Source organism: Anaerobacillus sp. QJM3NY_17 (assembly GCF_056173665.1).
This window is the reverse complement of record NZ_CM149685.1, coordinates 2422295-2443648: the sequence shown is the minus strand read 5'-3', so window position 1 is coordinate 2443648 and position 21354 is coordinate 2422295. Positions and strand designations below refer to the sequence as shown.

The window sequence follows — 21354 nt, the reverse complement described above, 5'->3', positions numbered from 1 at the left end:
AAAAAATTGTGGAGAACGTCACGAAAACAATCACAAAAGCGATAGAAAAATGGAACATTGACAATATTTCACGTACCGTATTTTATCAAGATTTTTTCAATCGGAATCCAGAAATAAAATGGTCGTTCCTTGCCGCAATGGTTTCTAGGAATGCCGGTTGGAGTATGACTGACTTACAAGGAGAATGGTTTCCTAAGGCAATAAAGGAAGAGCAATTAATGAAGTTATTCCTAACATATGAACGAGCTAATTGGATCATCTTTGCAGACGCAGCCCCACAGCTATTGCTCTATGAGCTAGGTAAGAAAGCAAGCACTTCCTTCTTCCATTTTGGTAGAGATCTTGGAATATCGTGCTTTATGTTAGAAGAATGGAAAACTTTTCTTGAGTTAGGTGATCAGGATCGTTTAATGACGGCGTTAATTATTAATGAGCAGCACGTGATTGAAGGACCGCTTATGGAACATCATTTATATGCTAAGAAGGTATTTCATTCATTGCTATTCACCATTCAAGATTGGTTCCATTTTAGCACAGTTCTTTTTCCGACAGTGAGGGGAGAGCTATTTGGTTTATCAGTTAGTGGTTTTCGTCATACCCGTAACCGAATTAAGCTAGGAAAAAGCTTAGCTAAGCTCCTCTTTCATCCTAATTATTTTAGTGCATTTTATCATTTTGCAATGAAAGTTGCTCCAACGGGATCACGCTACGATTATGAAAGGTTCATGGGGAAGAGAAGAGAGGGACCAATGTTAAGACAGGTTTATCCAATTATTCCTCATCATCAACAGGATAAGAAAGATTGGTTTAGAGGTCAATTACTAGTAAAAAAAATGATGAAAGTTGAAGCGGAATTACCAGATAAAGTTCTCATTTCAGATTGGTATGAAAGAAAGAGAAGTCAGATCAGAATTGCGATGGAAGTGGAAAATCTGCTCATACAAAAAAGCAGGAAATAGCCCTGCTTTTAAGTGGAAGGTCGATCTGGTCCTTCCATTTTCTTATTTCCATATCCAGTTCTAGTTTCTTCCTGAGTTTTGCCTTTACGTTTTGTTTGATCAAGTTTTTGCTTTTTGGTCATTATACTGACACCTCCTTACTTTAGTTTGAGCAGATGTTACAAAAACATTCCTATTCATTGTCGAAATCCTTTTCCTTTAGCATTAAACCACTACCTTTGCCGAAACCGTACTAGTTTTGTCAACGAAGAAGGCAAATAAAAAAGAAAGGCGAATATTACGTATACAAACTAACAGGCGAAGGCCTGAGAATGACAGAAGGGATGGGATTGCATGTTATTAAAAACAAAGCAAGTTTCGGATGAACTTGGTGTAAACCCTACTACTGTTCAGCGTTGGGTTAAGTATTTTGACCTATCATGTGAGAAGAATGAACTTGGCCACTTTTTATTTTCTAATGAAACACTTGAGGAGCTAAAATCGATTAAAAACGATTTAAGAAGGGGTTACTCAATGGAGAAAATTAAATCAGCTGGTAAAAACAATTCAAAAGTTGCAATGGTAACACCGGAACGATTTGAGCAAAGGTTAGATCGCTTCTCAGTAAGGCTAGAACAGCTTGAGCGACAGTTAGATGAAAAAGCTAATGAGGTTATCACCGTTCAAGTACTTCAGCATCGATCTGAACTGGAAGAGCTAGTCAAGAAAGTTTCTTCGTTAGAAGAAAAATTATCTGAGCTTGAGGATCATACTTCGATACAAGAGGCGGTAGGTCAGTCGACGGGCAAAGGCAAGCGTCCCTGGATCATGAGTTTATTCAGTTTCTAGAGATCTTTACGTTCCCTTCTGACCTTATGTCCTAAATGGATATAAGGTTTTTGTATGTGTTTGGTGACCAGTGAGTATGGTAGGATAAGGGAGTAGGGGTGAATGAAATGGAAGATACACAAAAATTATTAAAGCTAACAAAACAGCTAATCACAATAAATGAAGAAGCGAGAGTACAATATACTACTCGCACACATCTTGATACGTACAAAGTTAACTTCTATGAAGAAGTGAAACCTTTTGCCGATCGAGCACTTGAGATTTTGAAGGTATGGGAACCATTAGCAAGAGCATGGGTAATGGAAAACAAACCTAAATATTTATATCCAATTCAAATTAAAAACACATTCGAAAATATAGAAATGGTTTCAGTTGTGGCGTGGCAGAAGGATACTGGACCTAAGAAATTTAATGAGCGTGTCCAATCTGTTGAATATGTACTTGAAAAAATAATTGAGCAAGTAACATAACGAGCTTGATGCTCGTTATTTAATGTATAATTTCACATACCATACTAAAATGAATAAATTTCCCTTTTTTTGAGTAACACTAAAGAAAAAGGGAGTGAGTTTATGACTGCGTATTTGTGCCCACGATGTAAAACCAATCGAATGAGATTTAATAAAATTGAGCAAAAAGCGACTTCAGTTAAATTAGATCCTCAATCTGGAGAAGTGATGTCTATTATAGAAGAGGGAAAAGCTGATCCATTCCATATGGTTTATAAAGGACCAAGCATACGAGTTCAATGTGGGGCATGTGGCGAAATTGGAGACGAAGAAACCTTTATTCAATTTGCTCGATCACATCCACGTGCTAATTCTTAATGACTTTTCCCTCCTTTATTCATGATATAGTGAGAATGTAAGGAGGGGGACAGGATGTTTGATCCAACTATATATGAGAATGTAAAAGTAGTTCTTGAGGGAGAGCTATATGATCGAGATCTTGATGGTGAGATCTCCATCATCAATCGAAAAGATCTGGTTGATTTAGCTTCTCTTTCAAGAAAGTATCAAGTAGAGTTTAGTGAAAATGAACATGTGAATGTAACGATTGAACTTTTTGCTGATCTAGCTAGTTTCAGTGCGGAGCAGCTTAAGCTAGAGCATGTTCAAGCAGGATGTGAAATCAAAATTCTGTTTGATGTTGCCATATCAGATGCAGAGGACTGTGAACAGATTGAAGAAGATATCCGAAGTATTTGGGGTTATCGACCTGCTATCCGACAAACGATATCTTTCCCATACGAGGATGAGGAACAATTAAAGACTCACATTGTTTTAGAATTTAACCGTCGAATTAATGAAGATCAAATAAGTGATCTTTCGGAGTTAATTGCACATGCTGTACAAACTTCAACGTTACTTGGAGAATAAAGAAGAAGGCGGATTGCTCCGCCCTCTATATCCATACTATGCAGTTGGTGATTAGTAGCTTCCGCCGCCCATTTGCTGTTCAGCCATTTGGACAAGGCGCTTAGTGATTTCTCCTCCAACAGAACCGTTAGAGCGAGCAGTGGAGTCTGGGCCAAGTTGAACGCCGAATTCGCTAGCAATTTCGTACTTCATTTGATCTAAAGCCTGTTGTACACCAGGGACTACCAGATTGTTTGAGCTATTGTTGTTTGCCATGTTGTGTACACCTCCTTGACTAATATAATGCTCAGGAGTAAAGAATGATATACAATCTTAATATAGGAACTTTTTGGTAGTTACGGAGACGTTCATTTTTCTGAAAATTTAGAGGGTTCTGTATTTGGGTAACGAATATGTTATTTAGAGACTAATGAACTGGAGGGATATAAGAATGGATCGCTTTATTACTAAGACAGGATTTTATCAAAACCTCGATAAAAGAAGGTTGGAATATTGGTTGGTGATATCTGAAGAAAATAAAGTGCTTGTATCCTGGGTCTGCTGGAGTGCCCCTCAAACCATGGTAGAGCAGTGGAAAGGATCGTATGCTTCTTAACTAAACCGCCCTGAGCGGTTTTTATTATGGTTGAATTTATTTTTACTTCTATCAAATTCAGGATTCACAAATAAAAAAGAAAATGAAAAATTAGTTCATTCCAATACTTTTATATTAAAAGTTGTTAGAGAGGGTATAAAGAAATAAGTATTTTCTGTTTTACCACTCTTAGCTATAATAGAAAACGGATCAGGTCTTTTATACTAGACAATGTATGAAAATATGGAACGAACAGTTTAAATAGCATTTAAAAGAAAGAGGAGCTTCCATGATTCTAAAACACTATTCGAATCTTATAATGGTCATATGTTTAACTGTAAGCTTATTTCCATCAGTAACGCAAGCACAGGAACTACCAAATGTAAGAAGCGAAACCGCTATACTGATCGATGGCAAAACAGGACAAATTCTTTTTAATAAGAATGGCAATGACGAAATGTACCCGGCGAGTATTACAAAAATTGTGACTGCATTTATGGCTGTTAAATCCGGAGAGATGGATGATATGGTAACGGTAAGCGAGCGTGCACGTAAAGCAGATGGTACTAGGGTGTATTTGAAAGAAGGAGAAATCGTTTCGTTAGAAAAATTAGTTAAAGGAATGATGGTTAATTCCGGAAATGACGCTGCAATCGCTATAGCTGAGCATTTAAGTGGAAGTGTGGAATCGTTTTCTGAAGATATGAACGAATTTTTACGTGAAGAAATTGGTGTCAAAAATACGAATTTTGTTAACCCAAATGGACTTTTTAATGAGAATCATGTAACGACTGCAGAAGATATGGCTAGAATAACACAGTACGCCATGAAAAATGAGCAGTTTCGATCTTTGATAGGAATCAAAAAATTAGAATGGGTTGGTGAAGATTGGGAAACGACGCTTATTAACCATCATCGACTCTTACTCGATTATGACTTTGTTACAGGTGGAAAAAATGGGTATGTCTCAGAGTCTGGCTTCACTTTAGTGACAACCGCATCAAAAGACGGTCAAGAATTGATTGCTGTTACGATGAAAGCAAACGATGATCAAATCGCTTATCAGGACACATTATCCATGCTTAACTATGGGTTTAATGCTTTCACGCCAGTTGAGTATAAGAAGGGGACTGATTTAGGAGTTGGAAATAATGAGGAATATAGTCTTTCTGAGGATATGACCCTTTATCAAGTTGGAGATGACGAGCTAGATCTTACCATATCTGATAACAATATTCTTGAAAGTAAAGGGGCTTCATATGTTTCCATTCTGGATGCTGATTTTCTTGAAGTGAATTCTTTAGAAGAAGACAAAGGTGCGACAATAGTGGAAAGTGAAACAAAACCAGCAGCAAAAGTAAAAGATGAAGAAACAGCATCATTGCTGTCTAGTGAAAATATTTTCTATTTTGGGATCGGCGTTTTTGTGGTAATTTTACTATCTTTATTTTTTGGAAGAAGTCACTCTTCTCAAAAAAGACATCGAACTTTTCCTTAAAATCAACTTTCAAACCTAACATTGAAAATTAAAAAAGGACCTCAGGGTCCTTTTTTAATTTTCAAGAAAGAACGATAGCTGTTTGACAGAGGTCATTCCTTGTCCAACTGAGGAGGCAATACTTGATAACAGCGGTCTAGTGCAAACATCTCCTGCAGCATAGACGAATGGCAGAGATGTTTCACCATAAGAGTTGCATCGAATGTATCCTTCCTGATCGACGTCAATGCCATCCTCGTAAGGTTCAGTGTTTGGTTTAACACCAATTCGAATGAACAGACCATCAACCATCATTGTAAAGTGATGATCTTCGTCAGCGAGGAATAGTTTCTTCTTTCCTTTTCCATCTATTTTTGTAATAAACGTTTTTGTTAGTATGTCGATGTTTGGGTGGAGCATGACAGGTTCTTTGTATTCCTTACGAGCTTTAAAACAATCAGAACGATGTATTAGTGTAACTTGAGAACCAGCTTCAGCAAGAAGAAGAGCTCCTTCGAATGCGCGGTCTCCGCCCCCGATTACAGCAACATGTTTGCCTTTGAATTTCAATTTATCTCGAGTTGCCGAGTATACTTCTTTTTGCTCGATCATTTCTTGTTCACCAGGAACATCTAGCCTACGTGGGGAAGACCCTGATGCAATTAGCAAAGTGCGAAATGTATATGAATTGCCTTCTGCTGTTTGAAGTATCCGATTAGTCCAATCGATCGACTTAACGCAAGTGTTTGTAACATAATCACATTTGATTTCCTCAGCATGTTTGATGAACTGTTCCTGTAAAACCTGACCGTTTGCAACCACCATACCTGGGTAGTCTACAATTTGATTATAGATTGTACTTAATTGCCCCCCAAGGCTATCCTTTGCTTCAAGCAATAAATGATTAATGCCTAGTCTTTTAGCCCATATTCCAGCAGAAATTCCAGCGGGTCCTCCACCGATTATTAGCAAATCTGTTCGTTGAGTCACCACTGTACCCTCACTTCCATGTTGAAAGCCATTCTTCAAATTCCAACCAGTTATTCACGCGAGGGACGTCGACATATTGATTATAACGATAGTTCATCGCAATGGCCATTCTCCCTGAATTTTTAAATGCGATGAGGTTGTGTGGAGCATCATCAAATAATAAATCTCCGCGAATCATTTCTTTTCTATGCGAGAAAATCAAATTTCTTTTGCCGATAAACGGAAGGTGTTTTTCTACCCATTGTTCTTTTTCAGTGTAAGCATATGTACGGCTACTCGTGACAATCATTACGTCATACACGGATGAAAGACGTTCCATTACTTCAATAGCATGTGGTAGAGGCTTGAGTTCAAGAAATAGACCTGGCTGATCAAGGTATTCATAAATTTTATCTCCACACTCATTTTTTACATAGTCTTCAGATCGCCAGCATTCAAGTTTCTCAACAGACAAGTCGTCATTGTAATCATGATTGTATCTCTGGTGCCATTCAGACATAAGGTCACATATAACCGAGTCCATATCGATTAATAAGGTTTTCATTGTCTCACTTCTTTCATCATACATTCTTTATCACTATAACAGGCAAAGTTAATTGGAACAATTGTTCAGGAAAGGACATGGAACGAACGTTCTTGATTTTTGACTCATCAAAAAATGAATGAACTATAAATCGAAAATTAAGCTAACATAGCGTAATTAAAAAAAGCAAGAACCAAGTGGCTCTTGCTTGTTAAAAACTAACATTTAATAAAAGCTGTTCCTACTATAATAAGCAGGATAAATAGTACAACAATTAGCGCAAAGCCGTTTCCAGCTGGTCGGTGACAAGGCATGCCGTAAGAAGCTCCAGCTACTGGTTGGTAAGGCTCATTTCCGTATGGTGCATTGTTTGCATGATACATATTAGGTCCCCCTTTAAATTCTCTTTCTTTACCACTGTATGTTTCCGTCTAGAAAAGATATAGGCAGGAGCGGAGAGGAACCTAAATTAGGTGAATGTCCCATGTGAATTTCTTATGAACTAATGCCTTTGTCTTTCGTTTGGGCTTGCTTTAAGAAATTTAATTTGTAGTCATCAGTTAGTTCTTTCACTTCCTTACTAAGGAATAAGATCGCAATAACGTTTGGGATAACAAACAAGGCGAGTGTAATGTCGACTAGCTCCCAAACAAATTGAAGTCCTCCTATAGCTCCAACAAAAATAGAAATAATATAAACAAATCGCATTACTCTAGAAAAGGGTGTGCCAAATAAGTATTCAGCTTGTTTCTCACCATAAAAGACAAGGACACCTATCGTACTGATAACAAAAATCAATAGGAGGGAAGAAACAAAGATGGGGCCCCATGTAGCTCCCATTAGTCCAGAGAAAGCATCTGAAACCATATCAGCTGCATTTGAGGGTTTAACGTCTTTCCAAGCTCCTGAAAGAAGCACTGTAAAAGCTGTTACTGTGCAGAGAACGATTGTATCGACAAAAACGCTGAAAATGCCCCATAATCCCTGTCTACATGGATGAGGCGTATGTGCTGCAGAATGGGCAATAGACGCCGTACCCATACCAGCTTCGTTTGAATAAAGCCCTCTAGCAAGGCCCCATCTAACAGCTGCAGCAAAACCAGCTCCAGCAAAACCTCCAGCTGCTGAGATCGGTTGAAAAGCATGTACGAAAATAAGGTTCATAACAGCTGGAAACTCTTCTATATTAATCACCATAACGCCGATAGCGCCTGCAATATATGTAAGTACCATGAATGGAACAATCTTCTCAGCTACAGAACCAATTCTACGTATTCCACCGAATACAACAATTGATATAAGGATAATTAATAAGACACCTGTTACCCAAGTCGGTAATCCAAAAGAACTTTCTGAGAGTGTTGAAATGGAGTTGGTTTGGACCATGACACTTGGAATGATTTCAATCATCAGTCCAAAAGCGAATAGAGATGAAGCGAACTTCCATCCCAAGCCTTTTTTTATGTAATACATTGGGCCACCAACATAAACGCCATTTTTGTCTTCCTCTCGGTATTTGATCCCAAGAACAATTTCCGAGAATTTTGTAGACATTCCAATAATAGCGACAATCCACATCCAGAAAATAGCGCCAGGTCCTCCAAAAGCGATTGCCACAGGAACCCCAACAATGTTTGTAGCACCTGCAGTAGATGCGAGAGCGGAGGCAAAGGCTTGAAATGGAGAAATTGTTCCATCACCTTTTTCTTTTTTGAAAATTTTACCGATGGTATGTTTTAAAGCGTGGGGAAAAAAGATTATTTGAAAGAAGCCGAGGCGGATTGTTAAAAATAATCCACCGCCTAAGAGTAAAATCATCATAGGATAACCCCAGATGAACGCGGAAAATTCAGTTATTGCATTAAGAATATAGTCCATATCAATCTCTCCTTATAGGTAATACTCATTTAATTATCCATATAAAGGGAGGCCGAAACGCTATTTACAAAATTATGAAAAAATGAGCATAAAGACACAGAGCCGGTTTTCACCGGCTCTGGATTAATGGACCTGGGGAGGCTGATTATTCTGTTGTTGCTGCGGAGCTGTTAGTTGGTTTTTAACTTGTTGAATTTCATTGGTTTGGGCTTTGGCAGCTGGCTGATAATACCCTTTTTGTTTAGCGTATTGATAAAGGTTATACTGTCGCTGCTCATCAGTATTTCTAATTTGTTGAAGAGCCTGACGAAGTTGTTGATTGTCAGCTTGAGAAATGACGCTCCCGTAATTACTTAAGCTGCTGTTCAATACGGATAAATAATCATTTACCATGTCTTTCTCATTCATAAAATCCCTCCTTAACTTAAGAAGCCGATTAATTGTTGTTGTGTGTTGCGTGCGTCTTGTGCATCCTTTTGAAGCATTTGCTTAAGCTGCGGACAAGTACAAGATTGGGCATAGGAATCAAGTTTGTTTGCGAGTGTTTCATGTCCGCCGATCATGTGACGCAGGTTTTGAAGTTCAAGTTCGTTCAGCTGAGTCATCCTGTTTCCCTCCTTCATTTCACATAGTATGAATGGAGAAAAACCAAATTATACTCACTTAAGCGATAACATTTCGCTCGTTAGAAAACTGCTGATACGTTTTTTTAATCATAATACTCTTTAGAATTTGGACAACATGATAAACATCTTCAAATGATGAATAGAGAGCAATTGGTGCAAGGCGAATGACGTTTGGTGAGCGGAAATCTGGAATGACGCCTTTTTGTTTTAGCGCTTTGCAAATTCGAGCAGCTTCATCGTGCTCGAGACAAATATGCCCACCCCGTCGATCATCTTCTGATGGATTAGTGATTGTAAAACCATCTTCAGCAAGATTTTCTTTAATAAGACACATTAAATAGTTGGTAAGAGACAATGATTTTTCTCGAATCGCATCTATGCCAGCTTCGTTCATCAATTCCAAAGCTCCTATTAAAGGAGCCATACTAAAAATGTGGGGTGTGCCTATTTGAAATGCGCCAGCGGTTTCAGCATGAGTAAGCGTATGGCTCATATCGAATTGCACTTCTTTCTTGGAACTGAACCATCCAGCAAGACCGGGTCGTCTGCCAAGGTGGTTTTCGTGCACAAAAAGTCCACCAACACCACCAGGGCCACTATTTAAGTACTTGTATGTACACCAAACCGCGAAGTCAACGTTCCAGTCGTGAAGTTTATGTGGAATGGCTCCGATTGAATGAGCTAAGTCAAAGCCAATGATTACTCCTTTAGAATGGGCTGCTTTTGTGATTTTTTCTATATTTAGTAATTGTCCGCTCCGGTAAAGTACGGAAGGGAGGAGAATAAGGGCTATAGTCTCATCGATGGCCTCAATGATATCTTCTTCCAGGATTGTTCTTCCGTCACGGCTCGGAACTTGTACTAGATTAGTTTTTGGGGATAACCCATGGAGTTCAAGCTGACTTTGAATAGCATAAATGTCAGATGGAAATGTTAAAGAATCGGCTAGTATTTTTGTTTTGTTTCCTGAAGGTTTAAAAAAAGTAGCGAGCATCTGATGAAGGTTAGTTGTAATTGAACCGGTAGTAATTGTTTCAGAAGCATGTGAACCGATTAGCGTTGATGTCATCTCACCGATGTTTTCTGCCATATAAAACCAGGGCTGCTTTCCATCAGACCAGCCATCAATTCCATGTTGCTTCCAGTCATCAAGAGATCGAAGAAGGGATGCTTCCGCATTCTTTGATAGAAGACCAAGTGAATTACCATCCAAATATAGCGTATTTGGATTTAAGTAAAACTTATCACGTAAATGGGCTAAAGGGTCTTTCTTGTCGAATTCTTTTGCGCCTGTAATGGACTGTGATAAACTCATATGTAACAGCTCCTTTTCTACAACTTATCGTATGAGAGGGAGAAGAGCATGTCAACGCTTTCACTCTTTGCAAAAGAAACTTTCTACATTTTTTTAGAATAACGATTGACATTTTAAATGATTCAATGGTATATTATTAAACGTCGCTGATGCACAGCACATGCGGGTGTGGCGGAATTGGCAGACGCGCTAGACTTAGGATCTAGTGTCTTACGACGTGGGGGTTCAAGTCCCTTCACCCGCACCATATATTTTTTGCGCCCGTAGCTCAATTGGATAGAGCGTCTGACTACGGATCAGAAGGTTAGGGATTCGACTTCTCTCGGGCGCACCATACATAATTTAAGTGGCGGTGTAGCTCAGCTGGCTAGAGCGTACGGTTCATACCCGTGAGGTCGGGGGTTCGATCCCCTCCGCCGCTACCATATTACAATTTCATCATGGAGGGGTAGCGAAGTGGCTAAACGCGGCGGACTGTAAATCCGCTCCCTCAGGGTTCGGCGGTTCGAATCCGTCCCCCTCCACCATGATTGGGCTATAGCCAAGCGGTAAGGCAACGGATTTTGATTCCGTCATGCGTTGGTTCGAATCCAGCTAGCCCAGCCATTTTTGCGGGTGTAGTTTAGTGGTAAAACCTCAGCCTTCCAAGCTGATGTCGTGGGTTCGATCCCCATCACCCGCTCCATTACATATTGTAGAAGAGTTTTAAAAGCTACTTCACAACCTGATTTTAATCATGGTATACTTTTGTTGAGATGGAATACCATTCATATCGTGCGCCTTTAGCTCAGTAGGATAGAGCAACAGCCTTCTAAGCTGTGGGTCAGAGGTTCGAATCCTCTAAGGCGCATACCCAAAACTCCTTGAATAAGATTACTTATTCAAGGAGTTTTTTTATCCTATTAATGGCACATGTGTGTTTGCACATACGCTCCATTTCCAATAAACTAGTAATTAATAAATCACTTAGGAAATGGTGACGAAATGAAGCGATATAAAGGAAGAATTATATCTGTTGTAACGTTTTTAATAGCGATTTTATTATGGGATTATTGGCTTTATTCTGTTAATGGAATTAAAATCAATTGGTTAATGGACATATTCTTTACGATCTCAGTTATGGTAATTGTTTGGTGGTTCTCTTCTTATTATGATCGCTCTGTCATACTTCTGTCCAAATTAAAAGATAGTGAGGAAAAATATCGTAAACTATCAGAAAACTATAATAGTGTCATAAACAGCTTAAACGAAGTTGTTTTTCAAACTGGAATAGATGGTAGTTGGATCTGGTTGAATGAAGCGTGGGGTGAGTTAACTGGATACGACGTTCAGGAATCAATAGGCACATACAGCTTATCTTATATACATCCAGATGATCGGCTGAATATACATAAAGAATTATCTCGATTCCAAGATGGCGCAGAAAAATCTAACGTATTTGAATTCAGGGTTCAGAAAAAAGGCGGGGGGTTCGTCTGGTGTGAGGTCTTTATTAAATATGAATATAGCTCTAAAGGAAGATTTGAAGGAATGACAGGAACGATTAAGGATAAAACCTTTAGAAAGCAATCAGAAGAGCGGTTACTTAAAACAAATGAAGCCCTTGCGGTTAAATCTGAAAAGCTAGCATCAGCTGCACAGCTTGCCGCTGGAATTGCTCATGAAGTTCGGAATCCTCTAACATCAGTGAAAGGATTTCTTCAACTGCTTGAGAAGAAGGAATCCACTATGCCGTATTTTGAAATAATCTTTTCAGAAATATCCCGTATCGAATTAGTGCTAAGTGAACTCCTAACGCTAGCAAAGCCGCATAGTACATTATTTACGAATGTTGAAATGAAAGGTTTATTAAAGCAGGTCTCAACCTTGATTGAGTCTAATGCTCTATTGAACGATGTGACATTACAAACGAATTTTGGGAATGAGGAAGCAGTTGTTTTTGCTGATCCTAATCAAATAAAGCAAGTGTTTATTAATCTCATGAAAAACGCTATTGAAGCAATGAGTCTAATGGAGAAATCGAAATATCTTCATGTGAGTATGGATGTTCAAGAGATGTTTATATCTGTAAGGATTACCGACAATGGCGCCGGTATTTCTAAAGAAGATATTGATCGACTAGGGGAACCATTTTTTACAACAAAAGAGAGTGGTACTGGGCTTGGGTTATCAGTGTGTTTGAAGATTATAGAACAACACGGAGGAGAGTTATTAATTGAGAGTGAAGAAGGGCGAGGGTCTACATTTGAAATGAAACTACCTCGTCTTATGATAGATCAGCACATATTGGAATGAAAGGCGAGTGAAACGAAGATTTTACTCGAATGTGCCCGAATCAAGAATCAATAGGATAAGCTAATATAGCTGAAAATTAGAAAAAGACGAACGATACTTGTTATTCGAAGTTGTTTATTCACTTTTGATGAGTTTTTTAGGTGTGTTTCTTTTGTTTTTTTATGAATTGTGCTACTATATCCGTAGAAACGATTCATTGCAGTAACTGACGACAAATGTGGAAATAACCACGAGGGAGCTGCGGTGTACAATGCCGGTCGTCTGGGCGAAGAAGTGAGTGACCTCATTCTTTACCAATTTTCAGGAGGAATAGAAATGACAATTGAAACTAAAATTTTAGACGGAAAAGCAGTTGCAAATCGCATAAAGGAAGATCTGAAAACAAGAGTAGCTTCTCTTAAAGAAAAAGAAGTTACACCAAGTCTTGTAACGATTCTAGTTGGAGATGATCCTTCTTCTGAAACGTATGTGAGAATGAAGGGCAACGCTTGTGAACGGGTAGGAATTACGTCTAAAAAAATTCATCTCCCTGAAGACACGACAACAGAAACGTTAGTTCAAACTATTGAAGAATTAAACAATGATACATCAGTACACGGTATCTTACTTCAACATCCAGTGCCATCACAAGTTGATGAGCGTCTTGCTTTTGAAACCATTGCTATTGAGAAGGACGTTGATGGGGTAACAAGTGCTGGATATGGCCAAACAGCTCTTGGGTTTGGAACTTTCCCATCCTGTACTCCAGCGGCTATTATGAAAATTATGGAAGATTATGATATTCAAGCTGAAGGAAAGCACGCTGTTGTTGTTGGGCGTAGTCCAATTCTAGGAAAACCAGTATCGGCTCTCTTATTAAATCAGAATGCTACAGTTACAACGTGTCATTCAAGGACCGCAGATCTTGCTTCTCATGTTCGTCAAGCAGATATTGTGATAGCTGCTGTAGGAAAACCAGAATTTATTAAAGGGGACTGGGTCAAAGAAGGAGCGGTTGTGCTCGATGCCGGGTACAACAAAGGCAACATCGGGGATGTTGAATATGAGGCTGCTGCTAGAAAGTCTTCCTATATCACACCTGTCCCAGGTGGAGTTGGACCTGTCACAATTGCTATGCTACTAAAGCATACGGTTGATGCAGCTGAGAAAACAGTTCGTTAAAATAACATAAGATATGAAAAGCAGTTTAATGTAGGAGGACAAATACTTAATTTGTCCTTTAAGTTAAGCTGCTTTTTAAATTCAATCATACCACCTTGGTTATGAACATAGTGGAATTATGTAAGGTGATCAATTATACGAACGAACATAGTTTTTATAATAGTCTCTTATTTCAGTAAGATAAAAATGTGATACTATCATAGATAATGAATCGTTTATTCATCGCTTCACACAGAAGTGATGAGTAGTGAGTGCCTTTTCCTTTCAGCAGTAATGAATGAGCATGGAAATCAAGAAACATGCGATCACCTAATAGAATAGATTATACAAAGACGGTAATTTAACTTACATAGTCATTAATATTGAAAGGGGATACATAATCATGAACACGAAATACTTAGATTTATTAGCTCAAAAATATGATAGTGAAGAAAAGGTAGTCACTGAAATAATCAACCTTAAATCCATTCTTAACTTACCAAAGGGTACGGAGCATTTTGTGAGTGATTTACATGGAGAATATCAAGCCTTTCAACATGTTTTAAGAAACGGTTCTGGGAAAGTGAAGGAGAAAATAACTGATCTTTTTGATGAGATACTACCAGAGAATGAAATTAATGAATTTGCCACATTAGTTTATTATCCTGAAGAAAAAATAAAGTTAATTAAAAATGCTTTTGACAATGAACCAGAATTATTCCAATGGTACGCAGAAATCATAGAGCGGATGCTTAAGCTCATCTCTTATGCGTCCTCCAAATATACACGTTCGAAATTACGAAAAGCTTTACCTGCTCAGTTTGTTTATGTGATTGAAGAACTACTATACAAAACGGACGATCTTACAAATAAGGAGACGTATTACCAAAAAATTCTCCAGCAAATTATTTCTCTCGGACAAGCTGATAAACTCATCATTGGTCTCGCATATACGACTCAGAGATTAGTCGTTGACCACCTTCACGTAGTAGGGGATATCTATGATCGAGGTCCAGAGCCTGACAAAATTATGGAAACACTGATTAATTATCACTCAGTTGATATCCAGTGGGGAAACCATGATGTTCTATGGATAGGTGCATTTGCTGGTTCAAAGGTATGTCTCGCTAACATTATTCGTATATGCGCAAGGTATAACAATCTGGAGATTATTGAAGATGTGTATGGAATCAATCTTAGACCTCTTTTAAATCTTGCAGAAAAATACTATCATGACAATTCAGCGTTTACGCCTAAAATTGATTCGGATGAGAAGCAATCGAATCATGAAAAATGTCAAATCACCAAAATTCATCAGGCGATAACTATGATTCAGTTCAAACTTGAAAGTCCGATTATAAAGAGGCGCTCATATTTTAATATGTCGGAAAGGCTGTTGCTTGAGAAAATAGACTTTGAGCAGAATAACATTACACTTCACGGTAAAACGTATCTGCTTGATAACACTTGTTTTGCGACCGTTAATCCAGAGCGACCGGATCAGTTATTAGAAGAAGAGGAAGAAGTAATCGATAAGCTGCTTTTTTCTCTCCAACACTCTGAAAAGCTGGCAAGGCATATGAATTTCTTGATGAAAAAAGGTTCTCTATATTTGAAGTACAACGGGAATTTATTAATACATGGATGTATTCCTTTAGATGAAAAAGGTAATATGGAAGAAATGATGATTGAAAATAAATCTTATGGAGGTCGTGAACTGCTTGACGTTTTTGAAAATTATCTTCGACATGCGTTTGCACATCCTGATGAAACAGACGATCTAGCAACGGATATGGTTTGGTATTTGTGGACCGGACAATATTCATCACTTTTTGGTAAAAGAGAAATGACCACTTTTGAACGTTATTTTATTAAAGATAAAGCAACTCATAAAGAAAGAAAGAACCCATATTACTATTTACGTGAAAACGAGAATACCTGCCGAGATATTCTTGAAGAATTTGATCTTAATCCAGATCAAGGTCATATTATAAACGGGCATACACCAGTAAAAGAAATAGACGGTGAGAACCCAATTAAGGCAAATGGTAAAATGATAGTGATAGATGGAGGCTTCTCTAAGGCTTATCAATCAACCACAGGTATTGCAGGATACACGTTATTATTTAATTCATACGGCATGCAACTTGTCGCACATAAACATTTTAATTCCAAAGATGAGGTTTTACTAAATGGAGCAGATGTTTTATCAGTAAAAAGATTGGTAGATAAGGAGTTAGAGAGGAAAAAGGTTCGCGAAACGAACGTTGGAGAAGAATTGTTACAGGAAGTCTATTTTTTAAATAGTTTAATGGAATATCGTTATGTAAATTAAAGGAATCACATGCCAGGGTATAAACGAATTTACAATTGCGGTTTACTATAAAAACAGCCCACAGAAATGTGGGCTGTTTTTATAAGGGATATTCTGTAAATAACAACTCTAGCTCATTTGAGTTTTTAAAAGGTTCGAAATTAATAACCATATTTTTTAAACTCCTTCTTGTTACCATGAAATACGTTAACATCTATGAACTTTTCTTCTCCGTTATACCCATTAAACTGCTCTCTGTCAGTATATTGCCAAAAAGTCCAAGATTGATTATCAGGTAAGGTTGGTTTAGTTAAAACATCTCTTATCCAAAGATCACACTGATTGAATCTTTGATATAGAGCTCATATGCCTCATGAGTGGTATAAAGAATGACCTTTTTTCATAGTGTTCTTCTAGCATCGTTATCATTGTCTGAAGCTCTGACTCTACTTCGCTTCTATCAGGAGGATTCTTTTCTTTATCAGCATAAAATTCAACATCAATAACAGGTGGTAATCCATACTTATCAATCGGTACGGTTTCGATAAAATGCTTGGCTTGCGTCGCTCCTTTACTATCAAAACTGAAGAAATGATAGGCGCCGATTCGTAAGTTAGTCTTTTGAGCATTTTTCCAATTCGTTTGATAATATGGATCGACAAATGAGCTTCCTTCTGTCGCTTTAATAAAAGCGAAGGACATACTTTGGTCCTGTATTTTGGTCCACTCAATCTCCCTCTGATAAGATGAAACATCGACACCTTTCACAGGAAAAGGTTTTATATTAGAAGCGTTAGGGATAATGATTCCTTCGTACCACAAAAAAACGGATATAAGCAGGACGCTGATCAGAGCTATAATAAGAGATGCAACAATTTTTCTCATCTTTTCACCATTTCATTTTTTATTTTCAGTAAAACATCTAGAAAGGTTATCGTTTAAAATATACCGAATTAAGGAAATTATAACCTCCTCTTAATAGTTTGAAATGTAGAGTTTAAAGTTGAATATACATATTAATTAATACTAGGTTCACAAGGATTTTCATCTGTTTTTCAGATCAACGAAATAAAAAGTGAATATAACCTATAAAAAAATCATGAAATAATTGGTAAATTAATGTTACGATAAATAGTGGTATTCTGATGATAGCTTTAGAAAGTGGCTCATGTAGTAGATGAGTTTGTTTTAGAAAAATTTTTATGCAATTAACGATATGAGCTTATATTGTGGATAGTATGATTTTTGCTAAATTTGAGTGAAACATTTACTTCAATCCTTTTTCAACATAGAGCGTAAATAAGCCAAAAGTATCGATAGTCATTAACACAGAACAAGTGAAAGAAAGGAATAATTAGCGGTGAAAGATATGAAAAATAGATTAGCGCATAGAAGGAAAAAGAAGCGTAAAAAGAAAATATTGCTCAGTGTCTCATTTCTATTACTAGTTATCGTTGGTATTGGTAGCTATCTAGGCTATCAGGTTTATAACACGGCGAAGCAATCTTATAGTGAGCTTGATCGGGAGAATGATATTTCAGAATTGAGAGAGACAGAAGTGGACATTGGAGAAGAACCGATTTCGATTCTCCTTCTTGGAATTGAAAACTACTCTTCTGATGGAAAGGGTGGAAGAGCTGATACCCAAATTGTTCTCACACTTGATCCTGGTTCAAAGAATGTTACTATGACAAGTATTCCAAGAGATACGAAGGTAGAAGTTCCTATAGAGAAAGTAGGAGAGGAATATGATGGTAGTCATAAAATAAACGCTGCTTATACATACGGATATCTTAGTGATTATGGGGCAAAGAAATTAGCTGTAGAAACGGTGGAAGATCTATTGAATATTCCGATAGATCGGTATGTAGCTGTTGATTTTGATGGTTTTCATGATATTGTTGACGCTATCGGCGGAGTGGAAGTTGATGTTAAATACCCTTTCTGGGAAAAAAACTACTATTCAAATGATCGCATCTATTTCGATGAAGGCTTAACCGAAATGAATGGTGAAGAGGCACTAGCCTTTGTAAGAATGAGGAAACGTGATATAAATACGGTGTATTCAAGAGAAGAGCGTCAAAGGCAATTTATTAAAGCAACGGTCGACGAAATGAAGTCTGGAGACACGATCTTTGAGATTAATAAAATTTCAAATGTATTAAAAAATAATGTGGAAACAAATATTACACCAGGAGAGATTCTCGCTCTGCAGAGAGAATTTCCATCACTTAGTTCAACTGCAATTGAAACGAAAGAAATCAGGGGTACGACACCAGATGTAAGTGGTCCTTCTTACTTTATTCCAGATCTCGATCAGCTAGAATTATTGAAGAGCCAATTAAGAGAAGCTCTCAATTTATAGAATTTAAACGACATCCATATACTAAGAAAGAGACCAACAAAGGAAACTTTGTTGGTCTCTTTTGAGTTCGCGTATGAATTTAATTCATGACTATTAGACAACTTCAAGAAAGACTTTCTGACCTCGTTCATACTAAAGCTCTTTACGCAGATGATATTGCTCGTGTGGTGGTAGGATTATTTGTATGTGGTCATGCAAATGATGCAATAGAAACTATCTTATAAGGTTTTTTGTCAGAAAAATTGCGTAGACTTTACTTGAATGATTCTTTCATCCACCATATACTCATACTAAGACAAGGAATAACGTTTTAAAAGGGAAAAACCCTTGTGATTCATGTAGAATAACAACTAGAGGAATATGCTCGTCAGGTGGGGGAAGAAAGATGAATAGTTTTATTGTCATGCAAGGAGATACATACCATGAGGAAAAAGAATCGGGAGTGATTTGGTCTCCTAAAGAGGACAGGGGAGGTCAGGTACCTCATTCTTGGAAAAGGCTGAAAGAAGTGAGACAAGGAGATCCTATTTTCCACTATGTTAAGGGAGATATTGTTGCCGTTAGTATTGCAAAGGTTGATTGTAGCGAAGAAATGCAACCGTCAACGTTGTGGGATCAAACTGAATCTAAACAGGGGTATTTAGTGAAGTTAGAATATCAAGAATTGGATGTTCCGGTGAATGTGAAAGAGAAGTTTCAAGAAATTTCTCCTTTATTACCTCTTAAATATTCGCCGTTTCAAAATGATGCTAGCGGGAATCCTGGATACTTATATCCTTGTAATGAAGCATTAACGATTAAATTGCTTGAGCTTATTAGTGAGTCGAATTTTTATCGCGTAAATGAAGAGCAATTAGAACTTACAGTCGATGAAGTAAGACGAACCGATCGGAATACGCTCGTTCCGGTGATTACAGAAACGGAATCAGAAGCAAAAACGAAAATGAGGTGGGGCAAGCTTAAATTTAGAAATGAAGTAGCCCCGTTATGGAGAGAACAATGTGCATTATGTGCAATTAACTTGCCGGAATTATTGAAGGCTAGTCACTCTAAACCGTGGAAGGATTGCTCCAATGATGAGCGATTGGATCCTTATAATGGGTTGTTACTTTGTCGAAACCATGCAGGTTTATATGAGGAAGGGCTAATTGCGTTTGATGGCCAGGGTCGCTTGCATATTTCTTCGATTATGCAAGAAAAAGACTACGAAATTTACGGATTAGTGGAGCGAGCAAAAATCAGCATTCATCAGGAAAATAAAGTCTATTTCAAGTGGCATAAGCGAAAGATATTTAGAAAGTAATTGTTACAGTTTGGCTATGGGGTTGAACTCAATAAAGTATCTGTTTAGGGTTACAGTGCCATTGGAAAATATATAAGAAAGAATGGACTTCTCATGAAGAGAAGTCCATTCTTTCTTTGAGCTTTAATTATTGCTCTTTTAGTTAAGCGAAACTTACCAAGAAAAATAATCTATCTAACATTGCTAGGCAAAGGGGCATTTGATGAAATGAATCCTCTGCTGAGCAATTCATCCCAGAACGCTTTCGGTATATCACGTTGAATCATATTGAGATCTTCCTTAATTCGATCTGGACGTGTTGATCCCGGAATGACTGATTTTACGGCAGGATGAGAAGTTGAAAATTGAAGGGCTGCTGCTTTTAATGGGACATCATATTTCTGACCTATTTCGTTTAGCTGATTGACTCTGGCAATAATATCAGCATCCGCCTTCTCATAATTGTAATAATCCCCGCCCAGCAATACACCGGAGTTATAAGGTGATCCAATGACGATGTCAACATTATTTTCTACAGCTTTTTTCAACATTTTTTGTAAAGCCTGTTCATGCTGTAGCAATGTATATTGGGTAGCCGACAAGCATACATCCGGTTGAGTTTCTTCAAGTTCCATTGCTTTTTCAATCGGTTCTGTCGTATTAACACCAAGGCCCCACGACTTGATTACTCCTTCTTTGCGCAGGCGTGTCAACACACGAAAAGCTCCTTCACGAGCTTCATCAAATTTGGCTAGCCACTCATCCCCGTGAAAATCAGGGGAAACGTCATGAACAAAGACAAAGTCTAATCGATCTGTTTTTAATCGCTCCAAGCTTTGTTCAATAGATCGTTTCGTTGCATCTTCCGTGTAGTCCGTAATCACTTTATTATTCCGGGCATGTTGGAATAAACCTTCCTTGTTTTCTGTATCGTCAGTGATATAACGGCCGACTTTTGTACTTAATAAGTAGTCATCCCGGTTATATTGCGATAGTACGTTACCAAGGCGCATCTCTGCCAAACCTGCACCGTAGAAAGGGGCAGTATCAAAATAACGTACTCCTTGATCCCACGCGGTTTGAATCGTTTTGCGTGCTTCTTCTTCTGGAACTTCCCTGAACATATTACCTAAAGGAGCAGTACCTAATCCTACTTGATGTTTTAATGCATTTTCAAAGGATGTCATAAGTTCAATTCCACCTTTAATTAAATGATATGATTTTCTACCCAGAAAAAGGGAAAAATAAACGCGATAGAATAAGAAATGGCAAGAGAAGATGCAGTCACTATATCAAAATAGATTACTAGTTTTATCATCCATTAAGGAGTTATTCCGTCTTAAGTAGTGAGAAATCGATAACGGCATTTGGTGAGAGTTGGAAATCGGTTTTGCTTTCTGATCGTCTTT

At 37.8% G+C, this 21354-nt stretch carries 22 protein-coding genes, 7 tRNA genes, 1 pseudogene and 1 riboswitch; of the genes and pseudogenes, 20 read left to right on the top strand and 10 right to left on the bottom strand.

All coding sequences use genetic code 11. The annotated features are described in order from the left end of the window. Window positions 1-8 precede the first annotated feature (8 nt). The 5 genes from AC0VYV_RS12790 to AC0VYV_RS12770 all read left to right on the top strand — a co-directional run bounded on the left by AC0VYV_RS12790 (window position 9) and on the right by AC0VYV_RS12770 (window position 3166). Entirely contained in the window at window positions 9-959 is a 951-nt protein-coding gene (locus tag AC0VYV_RS12790) for a DUF2515 family protein (protein ID WP_475373899.1), read from the top strand. Between the two features lie 333 nt (window positions 960-1292). Next, window positions 1293-1787 (top strand): MerR family transcriptional regulator, encoded by a 495-nt coding sequence (locus tag AC0VYV_RS12785; protein WP_283154077.1) that lies wholly within the window; start codon window positions 1293-1295, stop codon window positions 1785-1787. 107 nt (window positions 1788-1894) lie between these two features. After that, window positions 1895-2257: a YppE family protein gene (locus AC0VYV_RS12780; RefSeq protein ID WP_194221884.1), complete on the top strand. Its 363-nt coding sequence runs from the start codon at window positions 1895-1897 to the stop codon at window positions 2255-2257. 102 nt (window positions 2258-2359) lie between these two features. Further along, on the top strand, window positions 2360-2614 hold the full coding sequence (locus tag AC0VYV_RS12775; RefSeq protein WP_194221883.1) for a DNA alkylation repair protein: 255 nt from the start codon (window positions 2360-2362) through the stop codon (window positions 2612-2614). A 54-nt stretch (window positions 2615-2668) separates the two neighbouring features. Continuing rightward, window positions 2669-3166: a hypothetical protein gene (locus AC0VYV_RS12770; protein ID WP_430243029.1), complete on the top strand. Its 498-nt coding sequence runs from the start codon at window positions 2669-2671 to the stop codon at window positions 3164-3166. A 51-nt stretch (window positions 3167-3217) separates the two neighbouring features. Here AC0VYV_RS12770 and AC0VYV_RS12765 read toward each other — a convergent pair whose 3' ends face one another. After that, window positions 3218-3421 carry an alpha/beta-type small acid-soluble spore protein gene (locus tag AC0VYV_RS12765; RefSeq protein WP_098443926.1) on the bottom strand — a complete coding sequence of 68 codons (204 nt, stop codon included), beginning with the start codon at window positions 3419-3421 and terminating at the stop codon, window positions 3218-3220. A 175-nt stretch (window positions 3422-3596) separates the two neighbouring features. Here AC0VYV_RS12765 and AC0VYV_RS12760 point away from each other — a divergent pair, with 175 nt between their 5' ends. Together AC0VYV_RS12760 and AC0VYV_RS12755 are read left to right on the top strand one after the other, a co-directional pair. Further along, on the top strand, window positions 3597-3761 hold the full coding sequence (locus AC0VYV_RS12760) for a hypothetical protein (protein WP_194221881.1): 165 nt from the start codon (window positions 3597-3599) through the stop codon (window positions 3759-3761). 268 nt (window positions 3762-4029) lie between these two features. Next, window positions 4030-5238: a D-alanyl-D-alanine carboxypeptidase family protein gene (locus tag AC0VYV_RS12755; RefSeq protein WP_430243027.1), complete on the top strand. Its 1209-nt coding sequence runs from the start codon at window positions 4030-4032 to the stop codon at window positions 5236-5238. 54 nt (window positions 5239-5292) lie between these two features. On the opposite strand, the gene AC0VYV_RS12750 is transcribed toward AC0VYV_RS12755, so the two are convergent. From AC0VYV_RS12750 to kynU, 7 genes are all read right to left on the bottom strand, one after another. Next, window positions 5293-6207: an NAD(P)/FAD-dependent oxidoreductase gene (locus AC0VYV_RS12750; RefSeq protein WP_430243025.1), complete on the bottom strand. Its 915-nt coding sequence runs from the start codon at window positions 6205-6207 to the stop codon at window positions 5293-5295. A 10-nt stretch (window positions 6208-6217) separates the two neighbouring features. Beyond that, window positions 6218-6751, bottom strand: a complete 534-nt coding sequence (locus AC0VYV_RS12745; RefSeq protein WP_430243023.1) for a 5' nucleotidase, NT5C type — start codon at window positions 6749-6751, stop codon at window positions 6218-6220. 197 nt (window positions 6752-6948) lie between these two features. Then, window positions 6949-7113, bottom strand: a complete 165-nt coding sequence (locus AC0VYV_RS12740) for a YjcZ family sporulation protein (protein WP_370314233.1) — start codon at window positions 7111-7113, stop codon at window positions 6949-6951. Between the two features lie 112 nt (window positions 7114-7225). Further along, complete coding sequence (locus AC0VYV_RS12735) at window positions 7226-8608, bottom strand: alanine/glycine:cation symporter family protein (RefSeq protein ID WP_475372607.1); 1383 nt, start codon at window positions 8606-8608, stop codon at window positions 7226-7228. Between the two features lie 123 nt (window positions 8609-8731). Then, window positions 8732-9016 carry a spore coat protein gene (locus AC0VYV_RS12730; protein WP_475365355.1) on the bottom strand — a complete coding sequence of 95 codons (285 nt, stop codon included), beginning with the start codon at window positions 9014-9016 and terminating at the stop codon, window positions 8732-8734. Window positions 9017-9027: 11 nt separating this feature from the next. After that, window positions 9028-9213: a hypothetical protein gene (locus AC0VYV_RS12725; RefSeq protein ID WP_226613644.1), complete on the bottom strand. Its 186-nt coding sequence runs from the start codon at window positions 9211-9213 to the stop codon at window positions 9028-9030. A gap of 58 nt (window positions 9214-9271) precedes the next feature. Continuing rightward, window positions 9272-10549, bottom strand: a complete 1278-nt coding sequence (gene kynU, locus AC0VYV_RS12720; protein WP_475372606.1) for a kynureninase — start codon at window positions 10547-10549, stop codon at window positions 9272-9274. Window positions 10550-10711: 162 nt separating this feature from the next. Between kynU and AC0VYV_RS12715 the strand changes: the two genes are divergently transcribed. The 10 genes from AC0VYV_RS12715 (at window position 10712) to fbp (ending at window position 16319) form a co-directional block, all read left to right on the top strand. Beyond that, a tRNA-Leu gene (locus AC0VYV_RS12715) sits at window positions 10712-10796 on the top strand. Window positions 10797-10806: 10 nt separating this feature from the next. Further along, window positions 10807-10883, top strand: a tRNA-Arg gene (locus AC0VYV_RS12710). A gap of 14 nt (window positions 10884-10897) precedes the next feature. After that, a tRNA-Met gene (locus tag AC0VYV_RS12705) sits at window positions 10898-10974 on the top strand. Window positions 10975-10991: 17 nt separating this feature from the next. Further along, window positions 10992-11076 (top strand) — tRNA-Tyr (locus tag AC0VYV_RS12700). Between the two features lie 4 nt (window positions 11077-11080). Next, window positions 11081-11155 (top strand) — tRNA-Gln (locus AC0VYV_RS12695). Window positions 11156-11160: 5 nt separating this feature from the next. Next, window positions 11161-11234 (top strand) — tRNA-Gly (locus AC0VYV_RS12690). A gap of 91 nt (window positions 11235-11325) precedes the next feature. After that, window positions 11326-11399: transfer RNA gene (locus tag AC0VYV_RS12685), tRNA-Arg, on the top strand. A gap of 134 nt (window positions 11400-11533) precedes the next feature. Beyond that, window positions 11534-12844 carry an ATP-binding protein gene (locus tag AC0VYV_RS12680; protein ID WP_475372605.1) on the top strand — a complete coding sequence of 437 codons (1311 nt, stop codon included), beginning with the start codon at window positions 11534-11536 and terminating at the stop codon, window positions 12842-12844. Window positions 12845-13035: 191 nt separating this feature from the next. Further along, a riboswitch (ZMP/ZTP riboswitch) is annotated at window positions 13036-13118 on the top strand. A 41-nt stretch (window positions 13119-13159) separates the two neighbouring features. Beyond that, entirely contained in the window at window positions 13160-14005 is an 846-nt protein-coding gene (locus tag AC0VYV_RS12675; protein WP_194221872.1) for a bifunctional 5,10-methylenetetrahydrofolate dehydrogenase/5,10-methenyltetrahydrofolate cyclohydrolase, read from the top strand. A gap of 382 nt (window positions 14006-14387) precedes the next feature. After that, entirely contained in the window at window positions 14388-16319 is a 1932-nt protein-coding gene (gene fbp, locus AC0VYV_RS12670) for a fructose-1,6-bisphosphatase (RefSeq protein WP_475373898.1), read from the top strand. Window positions 16320-16459: 140 nt separating this feature from the next. Here the strand turns inward: fbp and AC0VYV_RS12665 are convergent. Beyond that, window positions 16460-17183: pseudogene (locus AC0VYV_RS12665) on the bottom strand (GH25 family lysozyme). A gap of 484 nt (window positions 17184-17667) precedes the next feature. Between AC0VYV_RS12665 and AC0VYV_RS12660 the strand changes: the two are divergent. From AC0VYV_RS12660 to AC0VYV_RS12650, 3 genes are all read left to right on the top strand, one after another. Continuing rightward, window positions 17668-18663 (top strand): LCP family protein, encoded by a 996-nt coding sequence (locus AC0VYV_RS12660; RefSeq protein WP_475365349.1) that lies wholly within the window; start codon window positions 17668-17670, stop codon window positions 18661-18663. Window positions 18664-18749: 86 nt separating this feature from the next. After that, complete coding sequence (locus tag AC0VYV_RS12655) at window positions 18750-18887, top strand: hypothetical protein (protein ID WP_475365348.1); 138 nt, start codon at window positions 18750-18752, stop codon at window positions 18885-18887. Between the two features lie 161 nt (window positions 18888-19048). Beyond that, window positions 19049-19966 carry an HNH endonuclease gene (locus AC0VYV_RS12650; protein ID WP_475373897.1) on the top strand — a complete coding sequence of 306 codons (918 nt, stop codon included), beginning with the start codon at window positions 19049-19051 and terminating at the stop codon, window positions 19964-19966. 170 nt (window positions 19967-20136) lie between these two features. On the opposite strand, the gene AC0VYV_RS12645 is transcribed toward AC0VYV_RS12650, so the two are convergent. Further along, complete coding sequence (locus AC0VYV_RS12645) at window positions 20137-21132, bottom strand: aldo/keto reductase (RefSeq protein ID WP_475373896.1); 996 nt, start codon at window positions 21130-21132, stop codon at window positions 20137-20139. Between the last annotated feature and the right edge of the window lie 222 nt (window positions 21133-21354).